Source organism: Haloimpatiens myeolchijeotgali (assembly GCF_042688525.2).
In the GTDB taxonomy this organism is placed as follows: Bacteria; Bacillota; Clostridia; order Clostridiales; family Clostridiaceae; genus Haloimpatiens.
On sequence record NZ_JBHWAB010000001.1, the window covers coordinates 1,233,692 to 1,246,156 of the forward strand.

At 27.6% G+C, this 12,465-nt stretch carries 16 protein-coding genes; 13 read left to right on the forward strand and 3 right to left on the reverse strand.

The window, feature by feature from the left end:
* Nucleotides 1-8 precede the first annotated feature (8 nt).
* Complete coding sequence (locus ACFIJ5_RS05485) at nt 9-596, forward strand: protein kinase family protein (protein ID WP_379804752.1); 588 nt, start codon at nt 9-11, stop codon at nt 594-596.
* A 374-nt stretch (nt 597-970) separates the two neighbouring features.
* On the opposite strand, the gene ACFIJ5_RS05490 is transcribed toward ACFIJ5_RS05485, so the two are convergent.
* A complete protein-coding gene (locus tag ACFIJ5_RS05490) occupies nt 971-1,372 on the reverse strand; it encodes a peptidase associated/transthyretin-like domain-containing protein (protein WP_379804754.1) in 402 nt (133 codons plus the stop codon).
* Between the two features lie 193 nt (nt 1,373-1,565).
* Between ACFIJ5_RS05490 and ACFIJ5_RS05495 the strand changes: the two genes are divergently transcribed.
* The 6 genes from ACFIJ5_RS05495 (at nt 1,566) to ACFIJ5_RS05520 (ending at nt 6,027) form a co-directional block, all read left to right on the forward strand.
* Nucleotides 1,566-2,225, forward strand: coding sequence for a hypothetical protein (locus tag ACFIJ5_RS05495; RefSeq protein WP_379804757.1), 660 nt, complete (start codon nt 1,566-1,568; stop codon nt 2,223-2,225).
* Between the two features lie 20 nt (nt 2,226-2,245).
* A complete protein-coding gene (locus ACFIJ5_RS05500) occupies nt 2,246-2,404 on the forward strand; it encodes a hypothetical protein (RefSeq protein WP_379804759.1) in 159 nt (52 codons plus the stop codon).
* Nucleotides 2,385-3,389: a glycosyltransferase family 4 protein gene (locus ACFIJ5_RS05505; protein WP_379804761.1), complete on the forward strand. Its 1,005-nt coding sequence runs from the start codon at nt 2,385-2,387 to the stop codon at nt 3,387-3,389. Before ACFIJ5_RS05500 ends, ACFIJ5_RS05505 begins: the two co-directional genes overlap by 20 nt.
* An 89-nt stretch (nt 3,390-3,478) precedes the next feature.
* Nucleotides 3,479-4,915 carry a TolB-like translocation protein gene (locus tag ACFIJ5_RS05510; RefSeq protein WP_379804763.1) on the forward strand — a complete coding sequence of 479 codons (1,437 nt, stop codon included), beginning with the start codon at nt 3,479-3,481 and terminating at the stop codon, nt 4,913-4,915.
* Between the two features lie 84 nt (nt 4,916-4,999).
* A complete protein-coding gene (locus ACFIJ5_RS05515; protein ID WP_379804765.1) occupies nt 5,000-5,476 on the forward strand; it encodes a DUF3794 domain-containing protein in 477 nt (158 codons plus the stop codon).
* A gap of 11 nt (nt 5,477-5,487) precedes the next feature.
* Entirely contained in the window at nt 5,488-6,027 is a 540-nt protein-coding gene (locus ACFIJ5_RS05520) for a hypothetical protein (RefSeq protein ID WP_379804768.1), read from the forward strand.
* A gap of 110 nt (nt 6,028-6,137) precedes the next feature.
* On the opposite strand, the gene ACFIJ5_RS05525 is transcribed toward ACFIJ5_RS05520, so the two are convergent.
* Nucleotides 6,138-6,809, reverse strand: a complete 672-nt coding sequence (locus ACFIJ5_RS05525) for a DUF3794 domain-containing protein (RefSeq protein WP_379804770.1) — start codon at nt 6,807-6,809, stop codon at nt 6,138-6,140.
* Nucleotides 6,810-7,086: 277 nt separating this feature from the next.
* The gene (locus ACFIJ5_RS05530) at nt 7,087-7,401 is read right to left on the reverse strand and encodes a hypothetical protein (protein ID WP_404661228.1); all 315 of its coding nucleotides are present in this window, start codon (nt 7,399-7,401) and stop codon (nt 7,087-7,089) included.
* A gap of 439 nt (nt 7,402-7,840) precedes the next feature.
* On the opposite strand from ACFIJ5_RS05530, the gene ACFIJ5_RS05535 reads away from it, so the two are divergent.
* The 6 genes from ACFIJ5_RS05535 to ACFIJ5_RS05560 all read left to right on the forward strand — a co-directional run bounded on the left by ACFIJ5_RS05535 (nt 7,841) and on the right by ACFIJ5_RS05560 (nt 12,399).
* Nucleotides 7,841-8,389 carry a hypothetical protein gene (locus tag ACFIJ5_RS05535; RefSeq protein ID WP_404661230.1) on the forward strand — a complete coding sequence of 183 codons (549 nt, stop codon included), beginning with the start codon at nt 7,841-7,843 and terminating at the stop codon, nt 8,387-8,389.
* Between the two features lie 77 nt (nt 8,390-8,466).
* Nucleotides 8,467-8,967 (forward strand): DUF3794 domain-containing protein, encoded by a 501-nt coding sequence (locus ACFIJ5_RS05540; protein ID WP_379804774.1) that lies wholly within the window; start codon nt 8,467-8,469, stop codon nt 8,965-8,967.
* A 26-nt stretch (nt 8,968-8,993) separates the two neighbouring features.
* A complete protein-coding gene (locus tag ACFIJ5_RS05545) occupies nt 8,994-9,545 on the forward strand; it encodes a DUF3794 domain-containing protein (RefSeq protein ID WP_379804777.1) in 552 nt (183 codons plus the stop codon).
* A gap of 25 nt (nt 9,546-9,570) precedes the next feature.
* Nucleotides 9,571-10,074, forward strand: coding sequence for a DUF3794 domain-containing protein (locus ACFIJ5_RS05550; RefSeq protein WP_379804780.1), 504 nt, complete (start codon nt 9,571-9,573; stop codon nt 10,072-10,074).
* A 211-nt stretch (nt 10,075-10,285) separates the two neighbouring features.
* Nucleotides 10,286-11,932: a hydroxylamine reductase gene (hcp, locus tag ACFIJ5_RS05555; protein WP_379804782.1), complete on the forward strand. Its 1,647-nt coding sequence runs from the start codon at nt 10,286-10,288 to the stop codon at nt 11,930-11,932.
* 122 nt (nt 11,933-12,054) lie between these two features.
* Nucleotides 12,055-12,399 carry a four-helix bundle copper-binding protein gene (locus tag ACFIJ5_RS05560; RefSeq protein WP_379804784.1) on the forward strand — a complete coding sequence of 115 codons (345 nt, stop codon included), beginning with the start codon at nt 12,055-12,057 and terminating at the stop codon, nt 12,397-12,399.
* Nucleotides 12,400-12,465 lie beyond the last annotated feature (66 nt).

Below are 12,465 nucleotides of genomic sequence, written 5' to 3' on the forward strand. Positions count from 1 at the left end.
AGGATAATATGAGTAAAAATAGTGATTATTATATTGAATTAAATAATAAAGTTGAAAAAATACTAAAGAAGTGTGAATTCTTAGGAAGTGGTCATAATGGAATAGTATATTCAATTAATAATAAAAAAGTAATTAAAATTTTTAAATATAAAAAAGTTTGTCAAAAAGAGTATAGTATTTTGAAGAAAACTAAAGATAGTAAATATTTTCCTGATGTGTATGATTGGGGCGATTATTACATTATAAGAGATTATGTAGGTGGGGAACGTCTAGATAAATATATTAAAAAGAAAGGATTTAATAAAAAAATAGCACATAATATTATAAAACTTATTAAAGAATTTGAAAGGCTTCATTTTAATAAGTTAGATATTAGATGTAAAGATTTATATGTAGGAAAAAATTTTTCTTTAACAGTAATTGATCCTAAAAATAATTATTCTAAAAATGTAATTTATCCTAGACATTTAATGAAAGGATTAAATAAATTAGGTGCATTAGATGAATTCTTGTCAGTAGTTAAAGATGAGAAACCTGATGTATACGAGTTCTGGAATTTAAAAATTAGAGAATATTTAGATAAGGGAATTAAATAAGGAAATGTACAGTGTATTAGACAATATTTTTATATTATAAAATAAAACTTGTATAAGAACAGGAATATTTGAATGAAAATTAAAAATTAATAATTTAACTTTCGCAGACAAAATACAATCGCTACGGGAAATGATATCTTGCGTAAGAAACATTTAACATCAATTAAGAATTAATAATTGAAAATTAATAATGAAGGTTGATTTTTGCTTTAGCAAAAATTTAAAATTATATATTAGTTATTTTGCCCTAAGGCAAAATTTCCTTAATTATTAATTATTCATTATTAACTATTAATTATTTTTAAAGTGAAAGGTTTCTAAGCAAGATATCATTTCCCGTAGCGGATATGTTCCATCTGCGAAAGTTGAATTATTTAACTAATGGTAGTAGATTCTATACCTTCATCACAATAATTAGAACAATCTGTACATTTTAAACAATAACTATCTCCAGGTTGAGGTTTAACTATTAAAGGTTTTATATCTACATCATTGTACCAAATTTTTATTACATAACATTTATTAGGACAAAGAGGACCAAATAAAAATTGACCATATACGTCTGTGAAAGTATGAGTTATAGAACATATTGAAAGTGGATTTTTAGGATCTTTTAAAAGTAATAGTTTTACAACTGCATTTTTTACTGGTTTATTGTTTCTGTCAATTACAGTTCCATGTATAACACTTCTTTTTTCTTCAGGTATCTTCACCAAGGCTTCAATTTGTTGATTTTCTTTTGGGGTGAATTTAAATTTTACTAGTTGAGCACCCATCGATAAACCTCCTAATTTATATATGCTTATATTTAATCATATGTAAATTTAGTGTGTGGTGTTACTTATGTAAATACAAATAACCTTAAATATATTATTGGGATTCTTACATAATGAAAAAAATAAGGGAATATACTTCAATATTTTTAATATATATATATTAGTTAAATTATTAAAGGTAGGAGTAGAATATATGCTTAGAAATTTTATTAATATAGAAGGTTTAATAAGTGAAGAAGAATTAGCTAATATGTCATTTGAAAATGTTATAGAAAAATGTGATAAAGAGTATATTTTTATACCTTATGACAAACCAGAAATTGAAAATATATGTGAAGTGTTTATTGATATAGAATTAAAATCAAAAAAAATTATGAAATATAAAAGAGGCAGTATAGTAATTCTTGATGGAATTAGAAATTATAAAATATTATGTACAGAAAAATTAAATAAGAATAAAATAGTAGTTTTAAATTTGAAAAGTACTTTTAATGTATATTTTAAAGTACCATGTGAAGGTAAAGAAATAAGAGGCATTGATGTGAAAGTTCTTGATTCCTATTTTTCAATTGTAGATAGTAAAACAATAAGTAATAATATGATAATGCTTTTATGTATACATTGTTATGGTGATAAAACGTTTGAAGATGGAAATTCATATGAAAGTACTCTTATGATACCAAATGAAGATTTAAATGTTGAAAATTTAAATAAAAGTAATTTGCAAAAAAATGATGAAATATCTGTAACAGATCAAGAGATAGCGTTGAATAAAAAATTAAGCAATAATAAAAAAATATTAAATAAAGATTTTGATGACAAGCATATAGATATAGATAGTGAATTTTTATAGTTTGCATAAGGAGGTATGAAATGAATATTTGCATAGATGGATTAGGAATTAAGTTACTTAAGGGAAGTGGTATATATACTTATACTTATGGATTGTTAAATGGGTTATTAGAATATTATTCACAGCAAAAATACTATATTATTTGGGATAAAGTGAAAAATGAAGAAGAAAATCAATGAATTTCATAATTATAATAAATTAAACTATGTTGAATTATCTATAAACAGAAAAAATGATGATTATAGTAGTATATCAGAAGTTATTAATAAAAATAATATAAAGATATATCATTCACCTAATAATGGATTTAGTTTGCCACAAAACAAGGAATGTACGTATATATCTACAATACATGAATTATATGCATTAAGTAATGAAGAAAAAGTAGATGAGAAGTATTGTAAAAAATTTTATTATAGTATTCCTAAAGCTATAATTAATTCTGACAAAATAATTGTTGTTTCTGATTTTATAAAAAGTGAATTGAAATCATATTTCAATATAAAGGAGGATAAGGTAAAAACTATTTATCCAGGGTGTTCTAAAATTTTTAAACCAATATCTAAAGAAGTAGTGAAAAATTATTTACATAAAAAATATAATTTAGACGATGAATATATATTGTTTTGCGGTAGCATACATCCAAGAAAACAATTAGAAAAATTTATATATATTTTTTCAAAAATTCAAAAGAAAATTCCAAAATTAAAATTTGTTATCATAGGAAAAATTAATGGAAAAAGGAGCAATTATTATAATAAGTTAAAAGAAAATATAAAAAAATTAGATATACAAGAAAGTGTTATATTTATGAATATGATAGAACAAAAATATATGACTTACTTTTATTGTGGTGCTAAATGTGTAGTTGATTTTTCTGAGTATGAGGGGTTTCCTATGAATTGTGTAGAAGCGTTGAAATGTAATACACCTGTTATTTGTACAAACTCTTCTTCATTTAAAGAAATCTTAGATAAAAAAGCTATGTATGTTGATATAGAAAGACAGAATTTAATAGAAGATTTAATTATTGAGTTAATCACTAATGAAAAATATAGAGAAAAGAAAATACAACTCATTAAATGTTTTGATGAAGAAAACAAGTACACATGGAAGCATTCAATTGATGAACATGTAAAAGTGTATGAAGAATTTTTAAGTTAATGTCACGTTTTTTTAGTAATATTTTAGTCTATATAATATTTTTATGAATATAAATTATGTAGTAGTGGTTAATATGAGGGAGTGTTTATATGCTGCATAAGATAGGAATTTGTAGATGCAAATCAGAAGGTATGAAATATTTTACTCAAGACTGTATTTCACAAAAAATAAGATTAGATGATAATTTACCTGATATAGATTATATAGTATCTTCTATGGTAGATTACGAAATTATATCTGTTGATACAATTAAAACAATAAAAGGAAAGTCTAATGATGAAAAGTATTCATCAGGAAAAAAAGCTGTAGTAAAAATAAAATTTAAACAGAAAATAATGTATATTTCTAAGATACAAGATGAAAATGTTCATATTTTTGAGAATTATTTTTATCATAGTGTTTTTGTAGTTATACCAGAAAGGATAGAAGGTACAGATACTAAAGCATTAGTAAAATTTAAAAAATTAAAACCTATAGCATACATAGAAGATATAATTACTAAAAATATTGGTGTACGAGCAATTTTAAATTATATACATGTTTTATTTGAAATTAAATATATTCCAACATATGAACTATGTTATACAATACATTCTAGTTTTAAAAATAGCAATATTTTTACATGCTTTAGTGATGGAAGTAATAATATACAAAACACATTCTATGAAAAAGAAAAAGTTATGATGCCTAAATGGTCTCAAGTAGGAAAAGAAATAGCATTTTTGTGCTATAAGAAAAAAGAAAACCAATTGTGTATATTGAATCCTCAAACTTCTTTCATTAAGACAATCACAGATAAAAGAAAATTTGCTTTAATAAAAGATTTTTGTTGGATTGATAATGAGAATATTATCTTCTCAGGAAAAATAAAAGAAAATTTTGAGTTGTTTTCTATAAATATACGTACTTTAAATTATAAACAATTAACTTTTTCTTCTAAAGGTGTTGAGAATTTTAAACCTAAGTATTTAAGTAAATATAATAAAATTGTTTTCTTAAGAAAAGAGAATAGAAAAAATAGTTTATGGCAAATGGATAGATATGATGGAGACTGCAAAGAAATAAATTCATTGTTTAATGCAAAAGATTTTTGTTTTACAATAGATGGCAATCACATTGCTAGTATAATAAAGTTTTCAACATGTTCTTGTGGAGTTGTTATTTTAAATTTGAAATGTCATGAAGAAAACATGGTGAAAATTCCAGATGGAATTAATTTAGTGAAAAAGATATCTTGTAGTCCAAGTTCTAATTTAATTGCATTTTTAGGAGGTAATTGTAATAAAGATGATATATATGTATACAATTTGGATAAAAATAGTTTAGAGAATTTAACTAATAATAATAAAGGCATAAAAATAAAAGATTTTACATGGTCACCGGAAGGAGATAAAATTTATTATTCATCAAATGGATTGCAATATTATAATATATCCGGTATATTATTATCAAATTTAGAAAAATTTCAATTAACAAATATAGAGGCAGAGAATATAGAATTAAGTTATAGACCATGTATTTTTTAGAAAGACATATATTAAGATAGTGAATCAAAATATAACAATTATATATTTAGGTAAATAAAAATTTTATTGGAGGTTAACCTTATTATGGCAAGTGTTGTTAGAGAGTTTATTGAATATTCCGGTTTAGCAGATTATATGCCTAATAATCCGGTATCATTTAAACAGATAAGTATTCAAGAAAACTTGAGTATTCCTGTAACAAAACCAGATATGGAGCAGATAGTAAAAGTTATGTGTGAAGTTTATATAACAAATACAAGAGTTATAAAAACGCCTAAGGCTACATCGTTAGAAGGTCAGAAATTAACAGGATGGAAAGTAATTATTGAGGGAGAAATAAAACAAAAAATTGAATATTCAGCACATGAGCCGACTCAATCACTTCATGCAGTACATTTTAATGTTCCATTTAGTTCATTTATAATATTACCAGAAGATTTTGTAGTGGGTACACCTATTAGTGTACAGGGATATATAGAGGATATATTTGTTAAGAAGATAGATAAAACACATATATTTAAAAATATTAGTATACTTTTAAATGCTGAGTTTTGTGAATAGGAGACGGTATGATGGCTAATGTTGTAAGGAAAATGGTAGATGGAATAGGCGTTTCTAATAAATTTCCTAAAAATTTAAAATATTTTAATGAAGTAAGCGTTCCCGAAATAGTAACTTTAGATTATAAAAAACCTGATATAAAAGAATTATTATCTATAATGGTAGACACAGAGATATTGTCTTTAAGAGTTATAGACACGGTTAATGGTCTATCAAGTGAAGGACAAAAGTTTGATGGTGCAAAGCTAGTTGTAGATTTAAAAATTAGTCAAAAAGTAAAATACTCAGCAGATGAAGAGAATCAATCTGTTCACATAGTTAATTTTGAAAATATTGTAAGAGGTATATATATAGCTATTCCATATAAATTAAATGGAACTTCAGCATATGATTTACTAAAACAAAATAGAATAATTGTTAAATCTTATATAGAAGATATTTTTGCAGAAAAAAAGGATGAGAGAACTATTTTTAAAAACATTACTATTTTGGTAAATGCTAAATTTAGATTATTTAAAAATAATAACTCAACTTTCGTAGATGAAAAATAGCTGCTACGGTAAGCAGTATTTTTGTCCTGCGAAAGTTGAGTAATAATTATAATAAATAAGAGTATATGATGTTTGTATCATATACTCTTATTTGTTATACGAATTTTTATTTATGAATTTTCATCATTATTACTTAACTCATTAAAATCTATATCAAAATCAAATTCATCATTAGAATCATAAGAAGTATTAATTTTGTGAAGATGATTTTTTGAATCATTATTTTCTTTGAACTGCTCATTTGTATCAAAATCTAAATAACTCTTCTTTTTATCATAATCAGAACAGCGATAATTTGCGTTATTACAATTCTTTTCATAAGATTTACAATCATGATATTTACGTTTAAAAACTGGACAAGCAAATATTAATATGGATATTGAAAAACATCTTTCGTTGATAGGATTTACTTGTATATCTTCTATAGCTGTATAAATATCTATTACTTTACAAGGAATATTTTTTAATAAAATGAACATACAAAATGGTACATTAAAGTGTGCAGCATGAACACTTTGAGAAGGTTCATCTGCTACATATAAAATTCTTATATTTTTTATTCCTTTAATAAATAGTTTTTTACCTATAGGTGTATTTATTACTTTAAAACATGATACTGATAAGTGTACTGATACATCTAATAAACATTCCATATCTGGTTTTTGGCATGGTATGCATAATCTATCTTCTTCACATAGTTCTTTACAAGGGTAGCAAGGTGGTATTTTAGGGAATTTATAACAAGGAGTTATCCCTTTTATATCTATAAAGTCATTGTTCATATAAAAACCTCCATTTAAACTTTTATACCAAATTACATACTATATTTTAGTTTATGCTTTAAATTTAAAGATTGTTACTAAATAATATTATGTTTTATTTGTAACTTATAGTACAAGATGTCCATATTATATAACAGAAGGGAGTGAAATATAAAATGTCTGGATATATATATGTAAATGATAATATGGAAGATAAAGATAGAGATAGAGATAAACAATCTTCATATATATGCCAAGCCTCTAATTGTGCTCCTGGAGGAAGGGGATTTGTGTGCGCTTACCCAGTTGGAACACCAGGTTCACCTGGAGCACCAGGTCCTCCAGGACAAAAAGGTGATAGTGGATGTCCAGGATATCCAGGTCCGCCAGGTCCACAGGGAGTGCCGGGTCCACCAGGACCACAAGGATCAAAGGGTGATGGGGGATGTCCAGGATCAAGAGGAGATATGGGATATCCAGGTTTTCCAGGACCAGTAGGCCCACAAGGACCAAAAGGTGATAGTGGATACCCAGGACCACCGGGACCAGCAGGATCACCGGGACCAGCAGGACCACAAGGCCCTCCAGGCCCACAGGGACCAAAAGGTGACACTGGATGTCCAGGTCAACCAGGTTGTAATTGTGGATGCAACTGTGGTTGCAATTGTGGATGCAACTCTGGATGTAACTGTGGTTGCAATTGTGGTTGCAATTGTGGATGTTGTTGTTGTCCAGGACCAACAGGGCCAACAGGCCCGACAGGACCAACGGGGCCAACAGGACCACAGGGAAATACAGGAGCTGTAGGACCAACAGGACCAGTAGGACCAACGGGACCATCAGGAGAACCAGGAAAAACATGCTTAAAATGCAATTTTATAAAAGATGGAAGCTTTGAATGTCTTTCTTCTAATTTCCCTAATAACTGCTGCTTAGACAAATGGTTAGGAAGAAATGCAATAAGATCAGATTTAGCTCTTGAAGTTATAAATAGTGTTTTTTTAAATATGTCTCATACAGGAAAATTTTCGGTACGCTTACAACCTATATTTTTGAATAATGCATGGGAAGCAGCTTATGCAGCACAGATTGTAGAATTAGATAGAGATTTTGATCCAGAATGTTTTTATAAGTTATGTTTTTGGGGATCAAGATATGATAATCGTATCGGTATTGTAGAAAATAAGAATTTTAGTTTGCAAACTACTGCGTATCTATTTTGGGGAGATGTATTACAAAATGTAATATTTAATATAGATAATGGAAATATACAAGCTGTTGACGATATGGCGGCTATACGAATAGATATATTTGGGGTTGCAAACCAAATTGAAGATGTAACAAATCCAGTACCACCGTTAGTAGCAGCACCAGCAGCACCCCTTACTGAAATAGTAGATTATGATTTTGAATCTTATTGTCACTTACAACAATGTGAATGTACTCAAGATGATGGCTGTTGTTTTGATAAAAAACCACCAGTAGGAACTACAAAGGCTACTATTTTATTTTTAGCTCAGCAGATTGATGTAGATCCGTTGATAGATCCTACACAAACTGAAGGAGGAGTTTGGTATATAGATGATGTAATATTTGCATAAATATATCAATAATTATTCAAATAAAATTCAAAAATTATTCTTATAAAATATTGAAATTAAGATTAGGAGGAATATAAATGAGTAGTGAATGCCTAAGTAATGGAATGATAGAAATTACGGGACTTTGTGATACGGAAACAATAGATTTACAAGATGGAGATAGTTGGACTCAGATTTCGGTACCAGTTGTTCTAATTATACCGGATGTAAAGCCAGATATAGAGCAAGTAAATTCTATTAATATAAGTACAAAAATTATAAGAAAAAGAGTAATTGAAACACCTGCTGGAACAAACGAAGAAGGAAAAATATTAACAGGTAAAAAGCTTATAGTAGAAGGGTTATTATGCCAAACTTTATCTTATACAGCTGACGTTCCAGAACAATCAATTCATTCAGTTCAACTTTCAGTACCTTTTTCAGCATTTATAGTTGTACCAGCTGATACTAATTTAGATGATAATTTTGAGATTAATGCATGTATAGAGGATGTATTTATAGAAAACATTTGTAAAAGACAAGTATTTGAAAATGTTACTTTATTATTAGAAGCTGTGAAAGTAGATAAGGATTGTTAAGAATATATTAAGAGGAGGAATTTGTTATGAGTTGTCAATGCAAAAGTTGTAATTGTGCGGATACAAAAAAAATATGCGATTGTGATACGGAAGAACTAATAGAAATAAAAGGAGTTTGTCCAGGGGATGTATTAAGAGACTTACTTGATGATGGAACTACAACATGGACTCAAGTTTTTATACCAGAAATTTTATGTTTGCCATGTGCTAAACCAGACATAGAGGAAATTGTAAAAATATCGTCTTGTGTTGAAATAATATCTAAAAAGGTAATTAAAACCCCAGATAGCAATGGGTTAAACAATGGAGAAGGTACGTTATTAACTGGAAGAAAATTAGTCATAGAAGGAATATTAAGACAAAAGGTAATATATACAGCTGATGTAAAAGAACAATCTTTACATTCAGCACATTTTGATGTGCCATTTTCTATATTTATAGTATTGCCAGCAGATACACTTTTAAGTGATAAATATAAAGTAGAACCATATATTGAAGATATATTTGTTTGCAAAAAGAGTAAAAGAGAAATTTTTAAAAATGTTACTTTATTTATAAAAGCTACAAAAATTCAGTAATAAATGAAAGAGGGGAGAAATTAATATGAGTTGTAAATGTCTTAATGATGTAGTAGATGTCATTGGTTTAGGAGAATGTGAAGATATAGATTTAACAGAAAATCTTAGTTGGACTGAGATTTCTATACCTGAAGTATTTTATATTCCATGTGAAAAACCTGAGATTGAAACAATAGATAAAGTATTTGTAAAAGTTGATATAATATCTAAAAGATTAGTAGATACTCCAGCACCACCAAATGCTACTGATGAAAATCAGGAAGGCACAAGATTAAGTGGTAAAAAATTAGTTATAGAAGGAATATTAAAACAAAGAGTAGTTTATACAGCAGATGTTCCTCAGCAAACAGTACATTCTGCTCATTTTTGTAAACCTTTTTCTGCTTTTATAGTTATAGATCCAGCTGATATTGCAGAAGAAAAATTTGATGTGGAAACATGTATTGAAGATGTATTTATTATGCCAATTAATAAGAAAAAGATATTTAAAAATGTTACTTTATTTTTAAGAGCAATTCCGTGCAATTAATAAAATTTTTGTTTATATTATTATAGATAAGTATGTTTTGAATGACATATTTAAGCTGTTGATAAATATAAATTATCAGCAGCTTTTTATAGTGTGGCAGTATAGTAGTAAAAATTTAACATGAGGATCATGGTGTAAATAATAGATAAAGTATATATTTTGCATAATAGCAAAGACTAATGAAAGTAAAAAAATAATAGGAGGTTTTCTTATGGATAATGAAATGTTTTGCTACCAGTGTGAGCAAACATTAGGTGGTAAAGGATGTGTAAAATCAGGCGTATGTGGTAAAAATGCTACTGTTGCTAATTTGCAAGATGTATTAATTCATGAGTTAAAAGGTATAGGATTTTATGGTCAAAAAAATTTAGAAAAAGGGTTGAAAATTAGAAGTGAAATTAATAAATTTGTGATAGATAATATGTTTGCCACATTAACTAATGTTAATTTTGATCCAACTAGATTTGTTGAATATATTAAAAAAGCTGAAAAAATGAAAGAAGAACTTAAAAATGCAGTTAGTGAAATTGAAAATGTGCCTGAAAGTGCAAAATACAAAGCACCAAATACTATGGAAGAAATGGTGCAAGATGCTAAGAAAGTAGGGATAATGGCTGATTCCAAGTTAGATATGGATATACGTTCTTTAAGAGAACTATTAATATATGGATTTAAAGGAATGGCAGCTTATGCTCATCACGCTTACATATTAGGTAAATTTGATGATGAAGTAAATAATTTTTTCTATAAAGGGTTGGCAGCTACTATAGATGATAGTTTAACTGTTGAAGATTTATTTAATATTAACATGGAATTAGGTAAGACTAATTTTAAATGTATGGAATTATTGGATTGTGCAGTTACTAGTGCTTTTGGAAATCCAGAACCTACAGAAGTATTAATTACAAAGAAGAAGGGACCATTTATTATAGTTTCAGGACATGATTTAAAGGATTTAAGAGAACTCTTAGAACAAACAGAGGGTAAAGGTATAAATATTTATACACACTGCGAAATGCTTCCAGCAAATGCATATCCTGAACTAAAAAAATATAAACATTTAGTTGGTAACTATGGAGGAGCATGGCAGAAACAGCAGGAGGAATTTGACGGAATTCCAGGATGTATATTGATGACTACTAATTGTATACAAAAGCCAAGAGATAGTTACAAAGATAGATTATTTACTACAAGTATAGTCGGTATGCCTGATTGTCCTCACATTGAAGAGATTAATGGTAAGAAAGATTTTACTCCAATCATTAAAAAGGCTTTAGAATTAGGTGGTTGGAAAGAAGATGAACCTGAAAAGAGAATTACAATTGGTTTTGCACACAATACTATTTTAAGTCATGCAAATGAAATTGTGGATGCAGTTAAAAGTGGTAAAATCAAACATTTCTTTTTAATAGGAGGTTGTGATGGAGCAAGAGCAGGAAGAAACTACTATACAGAATTTGCAGAGAAAACTCCAAAAGATACTATTATTTTAACTTTAGCCTGTGGTAAATTTCGTTTCAATAAACTTGATTTAGGAAGTGTAGCTGGGTTCCCAAGAATATTAGATTGTGGTCAATGCAGTGACTCATATTCAGCAATTAAAGTTGCAGTTGCATTATCAGAAGCATTTAACTGTGGAGTAAATGATTTACCTCTTTCATTAGTACTTTCTTGGTATGAGCAAAAAGCAGTTGGAATACTTCTTACTTTATTATCTTTGGGTATTAAAGATATTCGTCTAGGACCAACATTACCAGCATTCATAACTCCAAATATATTACAAGTATTAGTAGATAAATTTGATATAAAACCTATTTCAACACCAGATAAAGACTTAGAAGCAATATTAGGAAAATAAAATAAAAAAATCCTAGATTCTTGATATGATAAAGGAATTTGGGATTTTTTTAGTATAAAAGAGACATTGCTGAGTACACTAACATTTGAATGATTATTTAGATTAAAGGAGGAATTTAAATTATGATATCAACAGTAACATCAAACCAAATTTATCAAAAATGTATTGATATGTGCTTTGAATGTGCACAGGCATGTGAATTTTGTGCAACCTCTTGTTTGAATGAGCCTGATCCAAAAACAATGGAACGCTGTATCAAATTAGACAGAGATTGTGCAGATATATGTACTATTTCAGCTCAATACATGGCTAGAGATAGTGAATTTTCAATAGAAATTTGTTCTGTATGTGCTAAAATTTGTAGAGCATGTGGAACAGAATGTGCAAAATTTCCTCAAGAACACTGCAAAAATTGTGAAGACATATGTAATCGCTGTGCAACAGAATGTGAAAATATGGCTAGATAGTTTTTACTTATAAATATTAAAGTTGGAGTCTATAAGAAGTTTATATAAACTTCTGTAAAACTTTGA